The 17,932-nt window shown below is 60.2% G+C and carries 9 protein-coding genes and 1 riboswitch; of the genes, 4 read left to right on the top strand and 5 right to left on the bottom strand.

Annotation, left to right across the window (positions count from 1 at the left end):
• Positions 1 to 14: 14 nt before the first annotated feature.
• Positions 15 to 7,235, top strand: a complete 7,221-nt coding sequence (locus tag AC0ZWN_RS07880) for a dermonecrotic toxin domain-containing protein (RefSeq protein WP_476334629.1) — start codon at positions 15 to 17, stop codon at positions 7,233 to 7,235.
• A gap of 46 nt (positions 7,236 to 7,281) precedes the next feature.
• Here AC0ZWN_RS07880 and metH read toward each other — a convergent pair whose 3' ends face one another.
• Positions 7,282 to 10,992 carry a methionine synthase gene (gene metH / locus AC0ZWN_RS07875; protein ID WP_476334628.1) on the bottom strand — a complete coding sequence of 1,237 codons (3,711 nt, stop codon included), beginning with the start codon at positions 10,990 to 10,992 and terminating at the stop codon, positions 7,282 to 7,284.
• A 155-nt stretch (positions 10,993 to 11,147) separates the two neighbouring features.
• Here metH and AC0ZWN_RS07870 point away from each other — a divergent pair, with 155 nt between their 5' ends.
• The 3 genes from AC0ZWN_RS07870 to nfuA all read left to right on the top strand — a co-directional run bounded on the left by AC0ZWN_RS07870 (position 11,148) and on the right by nfuA (position 15,279).
• On the top strand, positions 11,148 to 13,430 hold the full coding sequence (locus tag AC0ZWN_RS07870; protein ID WP_476334627.1) for a fatty acid cis/trans isomerase: 2,283 nt from the start codon (positions 11,148 to 11,150) through the stop codon (positions 13,428 to 13,430).
• A 184-nt stretch (positions 13,431 to 13,614) separates the two neighbouring features.
• Positions 13,615 to 14,637, top strand: coding sequence for an acyltransferase family protein (locus tag AC0ZWN_RS07865; RefSeq protein WP_476334626.1), 1,023 nt, complete (start codon positions 13,615 to 13,617; stop codon positions 14,635 to 14,637).
• Positions 14,638 to 14,694: 57 nt separating this feature from the next.
• A complete protein-coding gene (gene nfuA / locus AC0ZWN_RS07860) occupies positions 14,695 to 15,279 on the top strand; it encodes a Fe-S biogenesis protein NfuA (protein ID WP_007912592.1) in 585 nt (194 codons plus the stop codon).
• Positions 15,280 to 15,423: 144 nt separating this feature from the next.
• Here nfuA and cobM read toward each other — a convergent pair whose 3' ends face one another.
• From cobM to AC0ZWN_RS07840, 4 genes are all read right to left on the bottom strand, one after another.
• Positions 15,424 to 16,170, bottom strand: coding sequence for a precorrin-4 C(11)-methyltransferase (cobM, locus tag AC0ZWN_RS07855; protein WP_093430883.1), 747 nt, complete (start codon positions 16,168 to 16,170; stop codon positions 15,424 to 15,426).
• An 81-nt stretch (positions 16,171 to 16,251) separates the two neighbouring features.
• Complete coding sequence (locus AC0ZWN_RS07850) at positions 16,252 to 16,665, bottom strand: cobalamin biosynthesis protein (protein WP_003225490.1); 414 nt, start codon at positions 16,663 to 16,665, stop codon at positions 16,252 to 16,254.
• The gene (locus AC0ZWN_RS07845) at positions 16,662 to 17,360 is read right to left on the bottom strand and encodes a CbtA family protein (RefSeq protein ID WP_093430887.1); all 699 of its coding nucleotides are present in this window, start codon (positions 17,358 to 17,360) and stop codon (positions 16,662 to 16,664) included. The genes AC0ZWN_RS07850 and AC0ZWN_RS07845 overlap by 4 nt, the downstream gene beginning before the upstream one ends.
• An 11-nt stretch (positions 17,361 to 17,371) precedes the next feature.
• Positions 17,372 to 17,569: a CbtB domain-containing protein gene (locus AC0ZWN_RS07840; RefSeq protein ID WP_093430890.1), complete on the bottom strand. Its 198-nt coding sequence runs from the start codon at positions 17,567 to 17,569 to the stop codon at positions 17,372 to 17,374.
• Positions 17,570 to 17,692: 123 nt separating this feature from the next.
• Positions 17,693 to 17,914: riboswitch (cobalamin riboswitch) on the bottom strand.
• Positions 17,915 to 17,932: the final 18 nt, after the last annotated feature.

Raw genomic sequence — 17,932 nt, 5'->3', positions numbered from 1 at the left:
TACAGGAGCGATGTATGTCCCCCGATTCCAGCCCCCAGCAGGTCAACGACAAACCAGCCAAACCTGTGGTCACGGGCAGTCTCCACGCTGAGTATCTCGAAGGCGCGGTTCCGCAATGGCTGGTCGACGCTGCTGCGCAAAGGAAGGATGAGATCAGACAGGCCAGGCCAGTGATACCGGCCTGGTACAGACAAGCGTCGTCGCAGCAACGCCAGGCGCTGGACAGCAGTTTCAGGAACAGTGTCCTGGCCCAGTCTGCACTGGACAAAACAATGTCTCCGCTCAAGGACATCGACGCGTTTGCCCGCCCGCTACTGACGCAAGCGCTGGAAGAACGCTGCAAGGTCACTGTCGATGTCGACAAGACGTTCCTCAGCCTCCGGCGTTCTTTGACCATGGGTATTTTCAGTGTGGAAATCGGCTCGTTCGAAGTCTTGAACCTGACGATGCTTCAGGCTGCACTGCACAATTTCGAAATCCGCGAATGCCTGCCCGGTGCCTTTCACGACAGTTCGGGTTTTGAGGAAGAAACCACCACGGCCGGTACTTTTGCGCCCGTAACGGTCAACCTGACCGTCATGGAGTTTCTGCGTTTGTGCCGTCATCTGGATCTTGGCGCGAAGTACCAGGCGTATCTCAAGGCGTTTTTCCACACTGCCGACCCAGACCTGGCAAAGACATTGCGCACGCAGTTCATTGCCAGCCAGAAAGCCGCCATGCGGGCGGCGGCCGAGCAAGCGTTGCTGACCAAGGATATTCGGCCTGAGGAACACGCGATGATCGTCTCGGTCATCGACGGTGAAAAACATCCTGAGGTGAGCGGCAGGCAGGTCTGGTTTCACGATTTGAGTCTGATGCGGCACAGACTGACCGGCTGCGTCGCTTTTGCTATTGGCCAGAGGCGTCGCGCCCCTGAAGCAGTCATTGTCTACGTGCCCAATGATCCCGAGCATCCGCTGAAGCGCTACACCGGGACGCAAATGGAGGAGACGTTCAAGCGCCGATTGACCGCCCGGGATACACAAGCGGAGCAGAGTGCCGGGCCGACGCCGTACCAGCAGTTCATCAGCCAGTTCCTGGATTATGACCAGCGCCCTTACTATTTCAGTCAGTTCGTGCGCGAGTCAGCCGATTCGCCGCCGAATATCATTTCGTCGCCCTGGCGCAGAGTTCCGGCGGCATTCGGTATGTTGTCGGCTTTTGTCGATTTCAAGGAGTTGCCACCTGAGTACCCGCCAATGGAACCAGAGCCTGACCCTTATATTGCCGTCTCGATCATGGCGCACAATGAGCGCGATCCATGGGCTGAAAACAGCGACCTCTGGGCCAGGCTCTATACGCAGCATTGCGAAAAAGTGCTGGCCGATGCCCGTAGTCATGCGGTGCCGTCGAGTGACATCGACGCCAAGGTGCGCGATGCAAAACTTGCGGCCCTGCTGCAAGTCGGGCTGCTGGTGCTCAACCTGGTGTCCATGTTCGTGCCGGTACTCGGCGAGGTCATGCTGGCGATCATGGCGGGGCAACTGCTGTACGAAACCTTCGAGGGCGCGCTCGAATGGAGTGAGGGCGACAAGCACGCAGCCAAGGCGCATTTGATCGATGTCGCGGAAAACCTCGCACTCCTCGGTGTAATGAGCGCCGCCGGGGCAGGTCTCCGCAAGCTCGGCGCGGTCAAGCCGGAGCCGGTGATCGAGGACTTGCACCCGGTGACCTTGCCCAACGGCGAAACACGCCTGTGGAACCCAGACCTCAGCAGCTACCAGCAAGACATCAGCTTGAGTGACGCGACCGGGCCGGATCAGTCGGGCCGGTATCAACTCGACGGCAAGACTTACCTGCGTCAGGGCGAAAAGGTCTACGAGCTGATTGTCGATCCGAGCACAGCGCAGTGGCGGATCAAACATCCCGCTGAGCCCAACGCTTACCGGCCAGTGCTGCAACACAATGGCCAGGGTGCCTGGCGCCATACGCTGGAACAACCGATGAGCTGGAATCGCCTGACGCTGTTGCGGCGCATGGGGCATGTGACCGATGGGCTCTCTGATGAAATGTTGCTGACGCTGGCCGAGGTCAGCGGCGTCAGCGAAAACAGCTTACGCAAGATGCACCTGGATCACGCGTCCGCGCCGCCCGAGTTGCGCGACGCCCTGCGCTTGTTCAAAGCTGATGCACAAGCCGTGCAAATGATCGAGCAATTGCGCGGCGCGACACCGATTGATGACCGTTATTTGCTGGCTTTGCCGCTGGTCACGCAAATGCCGCGCTGGCCCTACGATCGGGTATTGGAGGTCTTCGCCGGCCCCGAGCTGTCAGGGCCGTCGATTCGCTATGGCAGCGAAAAAGTCGTGCCCGGAGTCAGCATCAAGCCAGCGATCCAGCTCACGCGCACACAGGTGCTGAATGGGCAAATGCCCGAACGGATTCTTGCGGCACTGGAAGAGAATGAGATCAACTATTTGCTTGGCAGGGAAACCGCGCAATTTCGTGTAGCGCGGCCCGAGGCGTTCGGCCAGCAGCTGACGGAGCATGTTTATACGCGCCAGGCTTCGATTGTTGACAGCCTGTACCGCAGCAGTGAGCCGGACAGTGTTCGCCTGAGTATCCTGCGGCGCGAAACGCCTGGTCTGAGCGAGGCCGCGGCGCAGGATGTGCTCGATCACGCCACACCGGCGGAACGGGTGCGCCTGGACACAACCAGGCGGGCACCGCTGAACATGCTTGAAGAAGCGCGCTGGCATGCCGGTCGCGGCCGCCAGACGCGCGCATTTGCCGGTTTGCACAGCGAAAACCTCGCGTCGGCGGATAGCCGCCGCCTCGCCTTACACGCGATGTCAAAGTTACCGGGCTGGCCGCAGTCGTTACGTCTGGAAATTCGCGCGGGCAGTCCGACTGGCGCATTGCTCGACAGCCTCGGTGAAAACACCGCGGCCAACCGAAAATATCTAATCAAGGACGGGCTCTTCTACCAGGCCTTCGACGACCGAGGGCAACCGCTCAACAGCACGCCCAGACCGGCTGACAGCTTTTACCGCGCGATTATGCGCGTGCTGCCCGATGACAATGCCGCCGCGATGGGATTGAGCGATGGCAGCCGAAGTCATGCGTTGCAGCGCAAGGTTATCGAGTCTGCGTTCAAGCACCGTGAGGGCGTTGCGCAATTGCTGGCGCCACAGGCCAAGCGGTTCAAAGCACCGAGCCGAATCGGCGCCACGCTGAAGGGCTATTACGCGAGCGGGCGTGGCTCCGGCCTGCTTCCCTCGCTTTGGGTGCGGGTGATGGAGCTCTATCCGGGCCCGCAACAGGCGGAGGCATTTCTCCAGCAGCAACGTGGCCGGACCGACCAGCAAATCTTCTCGGTGCTGCAGATGCGCCAACGTGAGTGGGAAGGGCTCAACGCTGCGCTTGACCAGTGGCAGGCCGGTCCGTCCGGCAGCGAGGCTGCACAGGGCAGGGCGCGGTTTGCCCAGGCCGTGCGCGACGCATGGCGCAATGCGCCGCTCGCCGCGCAGGTTCCGGACGCGGCACGCTTGGCGCTGGTGTGTGATGCGCCGTTGCCAGAGCTGAACACTTCTTTTGCTCACATACGTGAGCTGTCGGTGGCTGGCAGCGGCTTGACGGACGCCAATGCGGATGCCTTTCTGGCGCAATTTCCCGAGGTGACCCATCTGTCGATAGGCAACCTTGAGCGTGGTCTGGAATATCTATCGTCCAGAACCCGGCCGCTCACTTCAGTGCCGTCGGCGGTCGCCCGGTTGCCCCGGCTTGTCAGTCTGCGCTTTTCCACCCATGCGCCAGCACTGGCAGCGGACTTTCCGGCAACGCTGGGTACGCTTACGTCGCTGGAAACGCTACATCTCGACTATGCCGGCTTCGACGCCAGAAGCCTGCATGCGCTGGATCTGAGCCCTTTGCGGCACTTGCGCTCCTTGCGCATCGACGCGCCCTATGCGTTATGGCAATGGCCGGCGTACGTCGAGCGGCTCGCGCAACTGGAACGTCTGGATCTGACGCACAGCGCGATACGCGCGTTGCCCGAATCCCTGTATAGCGGACAAGAGCGGCTCTGGGCCGGACTGTCGCTGGACTGGGCGGCGCTGGCTCCGGCGCAGTTCATGCGTGCTTACGAATATGTCCGCAACTACTCCGGTGAACTCGGCCATCTGGTCGATCTGAATCAGATGGTCAGCCAGTATTGCCGGGCGGAGCTGGACTTCATGGCGACCTTGCCCGATCCGCTCGATCCCTTACCGGCAAGCTTCGATGCCGCATGGACAACGCCCGAGGCGAGAATGACGGCGATTGCCCGGCTCAGGGCTGAACACGACGCAATCTTTGCCCAATTTCATATGCCGGCGCATCCGCAGGCGATGCGCTTTGCAGGGCTTCGCTGGCAATGGGCAACGGGGCGCAACGCGGGGACTTTACGCGCCCTCAAGCAAAGCTGGAATGCCGCCATCCGCCAACGTTATGGCGTGCCCGGTGACATTGCCACGTTCGAATTGCCTGTATCGAGAGTGGGGCTGATTGAACAGGCAGGCATGGAGCAGATCATCGAATTGCCAGCATTGCCCGCCGACAGCTTTGCCCATGTCCGCACGCTGCGCCTGGGGCAACTGGACGTTCCCGTCGAACAGGCGCGCGCCTTTATCCGGGGGTTCAGTGCAACCGAAACGCTGGTCATGACGGGGAACAACTTCACCGAGTTGCCGTTCGCTGCCGCTGATCTGCCAGCGTTGAGACAACTCGACGTATCGGCCAACAGCATCGTGATCACTCCGGCAGTGCAGGCACAATTCAATGGCTTGCAACGACTCGGCAGCCTGAACCTGCAAGCAAACCCGCTGGGCCAACTGGATGTAAGCGCCTTCAGCCACCTTCAGGCGCTGAACCTCAGAGCAACGCGGTTGCAAGCCTGGCCTGCCGGTGCCGAGCGTCTCGAGCGGTTGTACTGGCTCGACTTGCGTGACAACGCGATCGCAGCGCTCCCGCCACAAGCCTTGGCCGATCCGCACGCGCTGATGAAAGTCAATCTGAGCGGCAATGCTTTCAGTCCTGCCGGTGAGGTTGCCCTGAACGCCGCGTTGCAGCGCATCGAACACAGCTTTGTGTTACCCGAAGGCACACTCGCACGTTTTGCCGAGGAGCCCGTCCCGGACAACATTTTGCCGAGCCAGTCGGGCTGGTCGTTGACGAGCTTGTTATTGAAGCTTCCCGAACAGCGTATCGCATCCCCGGGCGAAGCCGGGAGACTGGCGGATCTGCAGCGCCTGCATCCGGGCATGACGCAGGAGCGCGCCGTGCAGGTATTGCAGAACCTGCGTGAAACAGGATTGAACAGTGGGCAAATAGATGTGCAGATCGCTCAATGGCATCAGGCTTGCGAAGGGCTGACCCGGCAGTTGAATGGCTGGCTGTTTACGCGGGGTGTACCCACAGGCGAGCGCCGAGTGTCTGCGCAAAGCCGTTCCCGCGCGGCGGTACGTATCCGCGAAGCCTGGCGTGCGGGACTCGGACATAGCCCCGGTGCAGAAGGGCTGACACTTGGCCTTGAGGGCTTGCAGACTGGCGACTTGCCAAGCCTGATTGTGCCGCTTGCGATCGTCACCACGCTGGATCTGAGTGGTGTGGGTATGACCTCCGCCGGCGCATCCGGTTTTCTGGGAGCCTTTGCCAATCTCAGGACATTGAGACTGAGTGGCAATGGGCTGACGGCTGTTCCAGAGCCACTGCTGCACATGAGTCAGCTGGAACGTCTGGAAATGCAATATTGCGACCTGTCCAGCGCCACCAGCGTCTATCCGTTGCTCGGTAGTATCCGGTTGCGCTGGCTCGACCTCAGTTATAACGAACTTCAGGTTTTCAACCCGCCTGGATCAGGTGCTGTCGAAACGCTTGATCTGCGCTTCAACCAGCTGATTGATTGGCCCGGTGGAGTACTCGAGGCGCCAAACCTGCGGACGTTGAACCTCAGTGGCAACGACATTACCGAGATTCCCGATGAACTCTTCGACGGTAGTCACGCGCAACTGATCGCGGGCACGGACTTGTCGGAGAACACAGAACTGTCACTTCACGCGTTACAGCGACTCAGATTCCAAAGCCGCGTCAACCACGCTCCAGAGATACTGGGCATTGCGCGTGAGGACATTGACGGCATGATTGACGCGCACGTCTTCGGCATCGACGAAAGTGGTTTTTCAGAGTCGGGCAGTGACAGCAACGGTTCTGCTGAGAGGGCTGTCGGCGTTGATATATATGCCGTGGTGGCGCCCGTCGAACCCGTCTCTAATCCGGCTCTGGCTATATCGCCTGAAGCATTGAATCCCTGGCTTGCGGGTGCTCCGCCGGCATTGGCCACCACGCGAACAACCCTTTGGACGCGGTTGGCGGAAGAGCCGAATCACGAGCGCTTTTTTCAGCTGATCTACCTGTTGCGTTATGCCCAGGACTTCCGGATTGCGCGCGCCGAACTGACCCATCGATTGTGGCGTGTCATGGAGGCTGCCAGTGAGAACAGCGAACTGCGCGAATTGATGTTCCACAACGCCGAGACGCACGGTGCGTGTCCGGATGGCCGAATCCTGACGTTCAGCGAGCTGGAGGTTCGCGCTTATGAATACACCGCACTGCGCGATATTCCGCACGACCGCCCGGATCTTCGCGGGCGAGCCTTGCTCGATCTGACTCGGCGGTTGTTTCGACTGGAACGGGTTGACAGGCTGGCAGAAGTCGCCGGACGCCATCAAGACCGGGCGCAAATCCGCCTGCGTTACCGGCTTGGCATGACTCGCGGCTGGCGGGACGGGCTGGAGTTGCCGGGTCAGCCAGAACACTCGCTATACGACACGCCGATCAGCGGGCAGCGCTTGATCAATGCCCGGGCTGCGGTATTGGCGGATGAGGCGTCCAGCCTGTTTCTGGACGATCTGATTTCGCGTGACTACTGGAGCCGTTACCTGAAAGATATTTACCCTGACGTTTTCGACGAACTGGAACGCAACGCCACACAACGCCTGGAAGAGGTCGAGGACGCCCATCCGGACAAACACGGCGATGAAGCGTCGCGCGAGCGCTATCTAGAGGCCATGAACCTGCTGGAGATCGAGTTGGCGCTGGCACGCGCCGACAGGCTGAAGGAACTGTCCCGAACGGAATTGCAAAAGCTGGCGACGGTGGTTATCGATGCACCACCCGCGCCATCGTCACCGCAACCGGGGCCCTCAAGACGCCAATGAAGGCCTGAACGGACCTGGGACTGCGCTCCCAGGTCCGTGGCGGGTTTCAGTTGTCGTAGCCGAGGTTCGGCGCCAGCCAGCGCTCGGTCACGCTCAGCTCCTGGCCTTTGCGCGAGGTGTAGCTTTGCACCTGATCCTTGTCGACCTTGCCCACGGCGAAGTACTGCGCTTGCGGGTGGGCGAAGTACCAGCCGCTGACCGCAGCCGCCGGGAACATCGCGTAGTGTTCGGTGAGGAACACACCACTGCGACCGGCGCGCATTTCTTCGGCTTCCGGATCGAGCAAGGCGAACAGCGCCGCTTTCTCGGTGTGATCCGGGCACGCCGGGTAACCCGGAGCAGGGCGGATGCCGCTGTATTGCTCTTTGATCAGCGCGTCGTTATCGAGCACTTCGTCCTTGGCATAACCCCAGTGCTCTTTACGCACTTGCTGGTGCAGCCACTCGGCGCAGGCCTCGGCCAAACGGTCGGCCAGGGCTTTGACCATGATCGAGTTGTAGTCGTCGCCAGCGTCTTGATAAGCCTTGGCCACTTCTTCGGCGCCGATGCCAGCGGTGGTGATGAAACCACCGACGTAGTCGGTCACTTCACTGTCCTTCGGCGCTACGAAGTCGGCCAGCGAGAAGTTTGGTTTGCCGTCGGTCTTGATGATCTGCTGGCGCAGGTGATGCAGCTTGGCCAATGGCTTGCCGTCATCGCCGTACAGCTCGATGTCGTCGTCATGTACTTGATTGGCCGGCCAGAAGCCGAACACCGCACGGGCGCTGATCAGCTTCTCGTCGATCAGCTTGGCGAGCATTTCCTGCGCGTCCTTGTACAACGCGGTGGCGGCCTCACCGACCACTTCGTCTTCAAGGATGCGCGGGAACTTGCCAGCCAGGTCCCAAGAGATAAAGAACGGCGTCCAGTCGATGTATTCGGCCAAGACCTTGAGGTCGATGTTGTCCAGTACCTTGCTGCCGGTGAAGGACGGTTTGACCGGCTGATAATTGGCCCAGTCGAACTGTGGCTTCTTGGCGATGGCCGCTGCGTAGCTCAGGCGCTCGGTGCGGGCGCTGCGGTTCGAGGTACGTTCGCGCACATCGATGTATTCCAGACGCGTCTTTTCGACGAAACCGGCCTTCAATTCTTTCGACAGCAACTGCGTCGCCACGCCCACTGCACGGGAGGCGTCGGTCACGTAGACCACGGCATCGTTGCTGTACTTCGGCTCGATCTTCACCGCCGTGTGCGCTTTGGAAGTGGTCGCGCCACCGATCATCAGCGGCAGGTGAAAGTCCTGGCGCTGCATTTCACGGGCAACGTGAACCATTTCGTCCAGCGACGGCGTGATCAGGCCGGAGAGACCGATGATGTCGCATTTCTGTTCTTTGGCGACCTGCAGAATCTTCTCCGCCGGGACCATCACGCCAAGGTCGACGATGTCATAGCCGTTGCAACCAAGTACCACACCGACAATGTTTTTGCCGATGTCGTGCACGTCGCCTTTCACGGTTGCCATGAGGATCTTGCCTTTGGCTTCCGGCTTGTCGCCTTTTTCCAGTTCGATGAACGGGATCAAGTGCGCCACCGCCTGCTTCATCACTCGCGCGGATTTCACCACTTGCGGGAGGAACATTTTGCCGGCGCCGAACAGGTCGCCGACGATGTTCATGCCGGACATCAGCGGGCCTTCGATCACTTCGATTGGGCGGGCGAACGACTGGCGCGACTCTTCGGTGTCTTCAACGATGTGCGTGGTGATGCCTTTGACCAGCGCATGCTCCAGACGCTTGTTGACCTCCCAGCTACGCCACTCTTCGGTCTCGGCTTCCTTGACGCTGCCGTCGCCCTTGTACTTGTCGGCGATGGCGAGGAGGGCGTCGGTGCCTTCTGGCGTGCGGTTGAGAATCACATCTTCCACGGCGTCGCGCAGTTCCTGCGGGATCTGGTCGTAGATCTCCAACTGCCCGGCGTTGACGATGCCCATGGTCAGGCCCGCGCGGATCGCGTACAGCAGGAACACCGAGTGGATCGCCTCACGCACCGGGTTGTTGCCACGGAACGAGAATGACACGTTGGACACGCCGCCCGAGGTCAGCGCATACGGCAGTTCGTCGCGGATGTAGGCGCAGGCGTTGATGAAGTCCACTGCGTAGTTGTTGTGTTCTTCAATACCGGTGGCGACGGCGAAGATGTTCGGGTCGAAGATGATGTCTTCCGGCGGGAAGCCGACTTCGTTGACCAGAATGTCGTAGGAGCGTTTGCAGATTTCTTTCTTGCGCGCTTCGGTGTCGGCCTGGCCAGCTTCGTCAAACGCCATCACCACCACGGCCGCGCCGTAGCGTTTGCACAGCTTGGCGTGATGGATGAACTGCTCGACGCCTTCTTTCATGCTGATCGAGTTGACGATGCCCTTGCCCTGAATGCACTTGAGGCCGGCTTCGATCACTTCCCATTTCGACGAGTCGATCATGATCGGCACGCGGGAGATGTCCGGTTCACCGGCGATCAGATTGAGGAAGGTCACCATGGCCTTCTTCGAATCGAGCATCCCTTCGTCCATGTTGATGTCGATCACCTGCGCGCCGGCCTCGACCTGTTGCAGGGCGACTTCGAGGGCTTCGGTGTAGTTGTCTTCACGGATCAGACGGGCGAACTTGGCCGAACCGGTGATGTTGGTACGCTCGCCAACGTTCACGAACAGCGAGTTGCGATCGATGGTGAACGGCTCCAGACCCGAGAGGCGGCAGGCCTTCGGAATGTCCGGAATCTGACGCGGCGCGTAACCGGCGACGGCTTTGGCGATGGCTTCGATGTGCCCCGGGGTGGTGCCGCAGCAACCGCCGACGATGTTGAGGAAGCCGCTCTGGGCGAATTCTTCGATGACTTTGGCGGTTTGCGACGGCAGTTCGTCGTACTCGCCAAACTCGTTCGGCAGGCCGGCGTTCGGGTGCGCGGAAACGTGGGTGCTGGCCTTGTTCGACAGCTCTTCCAGGTACGGACGCAGCTCACTGGCGCCGAGCGCACAGTTAAGACCAACGGAGATTGGCTTGGCGTGCGCCACCGAGTTCCAGAACGCTTCGGTGGTTTGCCCCGACAGGGTCCGGCCGGAGGCGTCAGTGATCGTGCCGGAAATCATGATCGGCAGTTCGATGTGCAGCTCTTCGAACACGCCTTGCACGGCGAAGATCGCCGCTTTGGCGTTGAGGGTGTCGAAAATGGTTTCGATCAGGATCAGATCCGCGCCGCCTTCGATCAGGCCTTTGGTGGCTTCGGTGTAGTTTTCCACCAGTTCATCAAAGGTGACGTTGCGGTAGCCCGGGTTGTTGACGTCGGGCGACAGCGAGCAGGTGCGGCTGGTCGGGCCGAGCACGCCGGCGACGAAGCGCGGCTTGGCCGGGTTCTCGGCGGTCTTGGCGTCAGCGACCTTGCGGGCCAGACGTGCGCCTTCTACGTTTAGCTCGTAGGCCAGTTCTTCCATGCCGTAGTCGGCCATGGAAATACGCGTGGCGTTGAACGTGTTGGTTTCGAGGATGTCGGCGCCGGCATCCAGATAGGCTTTCTCGATGCCGCCGATCACGTCCGGACGGGTGATGACCAGCAGGTCGTTGTTGCCCTTGACGTCACTCGGCCAGTCGGCGAAGCGTTTGCCGCGATAGTCCTGCTCTTCGAGCTTGTAGCTCTGGATCATCGTGCCCATACCGCCATCGAGTATCAGGATGCGCTCTTTGAGAGCTTGCTTGAGAGCTTGAAGGCGGACGCTGCGATCGGACATTTGGACTACTCGGAAAGACCATTACGAAGGAGCGGGATCATAGCAAACCTGTGCGCTTTTAGAGCATGTTGGGCTTTTGCATGAATATCGCTCATGTTGGTACGAGCGTCATACTGTAGAATCGCGGCGTTTTTTTCAGGATCGGGATCAAGGGCATGTCGTACCGCGTCATCAGCATTTTTTTGCTGCTTTTAAGCTGGGGCGCCGTTGCGCAGGAACCCACGATCTCGTATAGCCGTGATATCCAACCGATCTTCACCGAGAAGTGCGTGGCCTGCCATGCGTGTTATGACTCGGCCTGCCAGTTGAATCTGGGCAGCGGTGAGGGCGCGGCCCGTGGTGCGAGCAAAATGCCGGTCTACGACGGCGAGCGCACACAAGCGGCACCCACCACCCGACTGTTTTACGATGCCTTCGGTAAACGTGCCTGGCAGCAAAAAGACTTCTATTCGGTGCTCGATGCCCAAGGCAGCCAGGCTGCGCTGATGGCGCGCATGCTAGAACTTGGACACAAGACGCCACTGACGCCGAACGCCAAGCTCCCGGAAGACATCGTGCTGGGTCTGAACCGCGAAAACCTGTGCGCGATGCCCGCCGAGTTCGAAGGCTACGCCGGCGCGCATCCGAAAGAAGGCATGCCGCTGGCAGTCACCGGGCTGACCGATCAGCAATATCAGACGCTGCAGCGCTGGCTGGCCTCGGGTGCGCCGATTGACGAACAAAGCCTGGCGCCAAGCACCAAAGAGGCGCTGCAGATCGTCCAGTGGGAAAACCTGCTCAACACTCCCGGCGCGCGGCAAAGTCTGGTCGGTCGCTGGTTGTACGAGCATTGGTACCTTGCGCATATCTATTTCAAGGACGGCGAGCCGGGCCATTATTTCCAGTGGGTACGTTCGCGCACGCCGACTGGGCAGCCAATCGACCTGATCGCCACCCGTCGCCCCAACGATGACCCGGGCACTCAGGTGTATTACCGCTTGTGGCCGGTGCAAGGAGTGATCGTGCACAAGACCCACATCACCTATCCGTTGAGCGCGGCGAAAATGGCGCGGGTCAAAAGTCTGTTCTATAGCGGTAACTGGCAGGTTAATGCCTTGCCGGGCTACGGCCCGCAGAGCCGCGCCAACCCGTTCGCCACATTTGAAGCGATCCCGGCGCAGGCGCGTTATCAGTTCATGCTCGACAACGCCGAATACTTTGTCCGCACCTTCATTCGTGGCCCGGTGTGCCGTGGGCAGATCGCCACCGACGTGATCCGTGACAACTTCTGGGCGCTGTTCCAGGCGCCGGAACATGACCTCTATATCACTGACCCGAACTATCGCGGCCAGGCCACGCCGTTGCTGGCCATGCCCGGGCAGAACGATGACGTCGGCAGCGTACTGAGCCTGTGGCGCAACTACCGTGACAAACGAAACGAATACGAAGCCTTGCGCCGCGACAGCTACGCTGATTTGCCGGCGCCCAGCTGGTCGACCCTGTGGGCCGGCAACGACAACGCGCTGTTGAGCATTTTCCGCCACTTCGACAGCGCCTCGGTGACCAAAGGCCTGATCGGCGAGGTGCCGCAAACGATGTGGCTGTTCGACTATCCGCTGCTCGAACGCACCTATTACCAGTTGGCAGTCAACTTCGATGTGTTCGGCAACGTCTCCCATCAGGCGCAAACCCGTCTGTATTTCGATTTGATCCGCAATGGCGCCGAGCAAAACTTCCTGCGTCTGATGCCGGCCGACTCCCGAGAGGATTACCTCAACGATTGGTATCAGAACAGCGGCCAGTTCAAGATGTGGCTCGATTACGAAGCGATCGACGACGACAAGCCGACGGCACTCAAACTTGATGAGAAAGACCCGAAATACGACTTCGCCATGCAGTTGCTGGCGCGTTACGGTGATCTCAATGCGCACCCGGATCCGATCAACCGCTGCGATGGGGCTTACTGCTCGCGGCCGAATATTGACCCGGCCCTGCAAAATGCCGAGCAGGCGCTGAGCCGCCTGACCTCGCGTCCAGCGGCCGGTTTGAAGGTCATCGACCAACTGCCGGAAGCCACCATGCTGCGCATCGAAACCGCCAGCGGCAAGCGCGAGGTCTACAGCCTGTTGCGCAACCGCGCGCACAGCAACGTGGCGTTCCTGCTCGGAGAGTCGCTGCGCTATCAGCCCGGGCTGGACACGATCACCATTTTTCCGGGCGTGCTCAGCAGTTATCCGAACTTCATCTTTAATGTCGCGGCCGATCAGGTGCCGGAGTTTGTCGATGCAATGGAAAACGCCAAGGACGCCAATCGTTTCGAGAAAATCGTCGAACGCTGGGGTATTCGGCGCAGTCACCCGCAATTCTGGTTCTATTTCCACGATCTGAGCCAATACCTGCACGAAACCGATCCGGTGGAAGAGGGCGTGCTGGACATGAACCGCTACGAGAATCTTTGATCGTTTCAGATTGGCCTGCAGTCCCAACTTGAAGCAACACAACCAAACCCTTGTAGGAGTGAGCCTGCTCGCGATGGCGGCGGTACATTCAACATCTCTAGTGCCTGATTTTCCGCTATCGCGAGCAGGCTCACTCCTACAAGGGATCTGAGGTGGATTCAGGAATTGTGATCGGGAGCAGGTGATGTTGATTTCAGTGCAAGCCCTGCGTGCGCTGGCCGCGTGGACAGTGGTGTGCCACCACTTCATGCAGATTTTTTTTGACTTCAAGGCGCGCGGGCCGGTCGGCCAGTTCTTTATCGACAAAGGCGCGGTGGGCGTCGATATCTTCTTTGTCATCAGCGGGCTGGTGATTTTCCTCTCGACCGAAAACAAACCGCTGCCGCCCGCGCGTTTCCTGCTGTACCGGCTGTTTCGCATCGTCCCGGCGTACTGGCTGTACACGCTGCTGATGGCGCTGCTGGTGGTGTTCGCCCAACCTTTGCTGCCGGATCAGACGGTGGACTGGGGCCATCTGCTGCTGTCGTTGCTGTTCATTCCTACCGAGAATCCTGGGGGCTACGGTATCTATCCGACGTTGAATGTCGGCTGGACACTGAATTACGAAATGCTTTTCTACGTGCTATTTGCCTGGGCGCTGCTGTTTCGTTTGCAGGTGCGCCTGCTGGTGGTTGCCGCGCTGCTCTTTGCCGTGTGTCAGGCCTGGACCGGGTTTGGCTGGGTCAGCGCGTTTTACCGGTCGGACATCGTTTATGAGTTTCTGCTGGGGATCGGCATTGGCATGCTCTATCGGCGGGGCTGGATCGGTGCCGGCCTGAGGCTGCCGCTGCTGGCGATCGGCGTGGCACTGCTGGCGATTTATCACTTGGCACCGGCGCCAAGGCTGCTGAGCTGGGGCGTGCCGAGTGCAGTGCTGGTCATGGCGTGTATCTCACTTGAGCGTTATGTCGAGCGCAGCCGAATGCTCAAACTGCTTGGCGATTGCTCTTATTCGGTTTACCTGATGCACGTGCTGGTGCTGTCGGCGGGGGGATTTATCGCGCAACGCTACGCGATCAACCCGTATTTGATGTTTGGCCTGTGCGCGCTGGCGATTGGCGTTGGCTCGTGGTTGAGCTACGAATGGGTGGAAAAGCGCAGCTACCATTGGCTCAAGGCGAGGGTTGACAGGGAGCCGGACGAGAATCTTTCCCGACAAAAATACTAGGACTTTGTCCGGCGCAATGATTGGCGTAAACTGCGCCCAAGCCTGCGAGGAGTTTCCATGACCGCTATTACCATTACCGACGCCGCCCACGATTACCTGGCTGATCTGCTCTCCAAGCAGAACACCCCGGGCATCGGCATCCGCGTCTTCATCACCCAGCCTGGCACCCAGTACGCTGAAACCTGCATTGCCTACTGCAAGCCGGGCGAAGAAAAACCTGAAGACACCGCGCTGGGGCTGAAAAGCTTCACCGCGTATATCGATCACTTCAGCGAAGCGTTTCTCGATGACGCCGTTGTCGACTACGCCACCGACCGCATGGGCGGCCAGCTGACCATCAAGGCGCCGAACGCCAAAGTACCGATGGTCAACGCCGACAGCCCGGTGAACGAGCGCATCAACTATTACCTGCAAACCGAAATCAACCCGGGGCTGGCCAGCCACGGCGGTCAGGTCAGCCTGATCGATGTGGTTGAAGACGGCATCGCCGTTTTGCAGTTCGGTGGCGGTTGCCAGGGCTGCGGCCAGGCGGACGTAACCTTGAAGGAAGGCATCGAGCGCACCTTGCTCGAGCGTATTCCGGAGCTGAAAGGCGTTCGCGACGTGACCGACCACACGCAGAAAGAAAACGCCTACTACTAAGGTGTTCGCTGCGGACATGAAAAACGGCGCCCCGTGAGCGCCGTTTTTTTATGGGTGAAATGTACCGACGCCTTCGCGAGCAAGCTCGCTCCCACATTTGATCGCATTCCAAATGTGGGAGCGAGCTTGCTCGCGAAGGCGGCTTCATGGGCGATAGAGATGCGCATGCCCGGCGCGATACAACGATGACTCGCTGAACACCTCACTGCCCAACACCCGACCCACCAGAATCAACGCCGTACGCCGAAACCCTTTGGCCTCAACCTTTTCGGCAATATCCGCCAGCGTCCCCACCACCCAATCCTGATCAGGCCACGTCGCCCGGTGAATCACCGCAATCGGGCAATCCGCGCCGTAATGCGGCAGCAGTTCCACCAGAATCTTCGGCAAATGGTTAACGCCCAGATGAATCGCCATGGTCGCGCCATGCTGCGCCAGACTGCCAAGCTCTTCGCCTGCCGGCATCGCGGTTTTGTCGGCATAGCGAGTCAGAATCACACTTTGCGACACGTCCGGCAGCGTCAATTCCGCGCCAAGCAGCGCCGCACAGGCTGCGGTGGCCGTCACGCCGGGAATGATCTCGAACGGAATATCCAGCTCACGCAGATAACGGATCTGCTCGCCAATCGCGCCATACAGACTCGGATCGCCGGAATGCACCCGCGCCACATCCTGACCCTTGGCATGCGCGGTCTTGATCAATTCGATGATCTGTTCCAGATGCAGTTCGGCGCTGTTCACCACCGTTTCGGCTTGATGGCCGTCGAGTACCGCCGCCGGCACTAGCGAACCTGCGTAGATAATCACCGGGCAACTGCGAATCAGCCGCTGGCCTTTGACAGTGATCAATTCCGGGTCGCCGGGGCCGGCGCCGATGAAGTAGACGGTCATCGTTGAATCCTGAGTAAAAGAGGGCACGACTGCGTTGCAGATGAACAACGCTCATGATCAATGGCGGGGATTATCGGGATTTTACGCCGCGCCGGCCAATGCCAGCGTGGCCTGAGCGTATTTTTGCCGGGAGATCAGCAGTTTTGCCGGCGCTTGAATCAGCTGTTCAGCGAGCGCAAGCGCGGCACTTTCGGCGACGCCGTAGCAACCGGTGCGTTCGTAAGCAATCTGTGAATGGTGACTGAGCCGCTGTTGGTAGCTGGCCAGTTCGTCACTGCTGAAGTACAACAGGGGCAGAGCCAATTGTGCAGCAAGTTCTTGCAGGCCCGGCTCGTCGCGCTTCAAGTCGATACTGGCCAACGCTTTCACCGCCTCAAGCTCAATGCGATGCGCCTGTAACGCTTGATCGAGTAACGCGCGCAGCGTGCTGGCCGGGCAGCCGCGCTGGCAGCCCAGGCCGACCACGAAGGTCGGCGCTGCGCGGTCATCGGTCATGCGTGGTATTGACCAGCGCTTTTGCGGCGGAACAACCAGGCGCTGATCAGGCCCAGGGCCAGCCAGAACGCCACGTTGGTCAACTGCGAAGCGATTTTGAACTGAGCTTCGAGTGCTTCGGGGGCGAGCATCGAATGCACTTCCGGTTGCGGTGCGCCGATCACGTGGGGCACAGCGAGGATGGCCACACCGAGGACCTTCATAAGCCAGTGACGGCTGAACGCGATCAGCGACAGACCTACAGCCGTCGAAGCGGCCGTGCCGATCCACCACGTCTGCCGCGAAGCCAGATCGGCCGCAGCGGTGCCCGGCAGTTCTGGTGGCAGGCCCAAGGTCGGAGCAAGCACGAACGTCGCGTAACCGGCCAGGCCCCAGAGCAGGCCCTGCGAAGTTTTGGTCGGCGCGCGCAGGGTGTAGAGGCCGGCGAGCATCAGGGCGAAACCGACGGCTACGACCAGATTACCGCCAGTGGTCGAGACTACGCGTTGCCAGCCGTCTTCCGGCTCCCAGGCCTCGGCATCATGGGTGTGCGCAGCCACGCCAGCGGCATGTTCGTGAACCGCCACCGGCTCGGACTTCTCGAAGGTTTCCGCCTGCAGAATCAGCGGCGAAACCCAGAAGCTTTGCAGCAGAGTGAGGAGCAGGGCGGCCAGCAGACCAGAGAATCCTGCAGTTTGCGCGATACGCTTGATCATGTCGGCAGGTCTCAATGGCACGGGAACGCGGCGCTGTGGCGGGTATCGTGGGCGGCGTTGTGCACCGCTTCGATGTGCGAGAAGCCGGCAAAGTAAACCAGACTGGCGCCGAGGATCGATGCAAAGATCGCGGCGGTCAGGCGTTGGCTCAGGGTGGTGGTGCTGGCGATTTTGTCCGTGTTGCTGCCGGTGCTGCTGATGATCGACATGGCGCTTCCCTCTGGAGTGTCAGCGGGTGAATAGAGCGCATGAAAACCCCTGCGGGTCAGGCTCGCAGAGGTTCGAACAGCGCCCGCCCACCGCGGGTTTGTTATGTGCAGCGCCGCGCAAATGCGGGCTGTGTGTTGCGGGCCGGTCTCCGGGCTCACGAGGGGTTGGCGTCAGGCCGACCTGCAAGCGTCACCTTCCCATACCGTATCGGCACAGTGGTTTTGACGCTTCGCTCGCTTACCGTTGCGGGGGCAGCACCGGACTGACATGGGCTTGAGTAAAGCACATGATTCACCGGTTTCCCGTTTCACCCTGTGAAGGGCACCCGTAACAAGTTGTGTAGGAGAGCATGGGCGGGGGAT

It is taken from the genome of Pseudomonas sp. 3B-A001-10F (assembly GCF_056313565.1).
The sequence above is the reverse complement of the archived record's forward strand: the minus strand, read 5'-3'. Positions and strand labels throughout refer to the sequence as shown.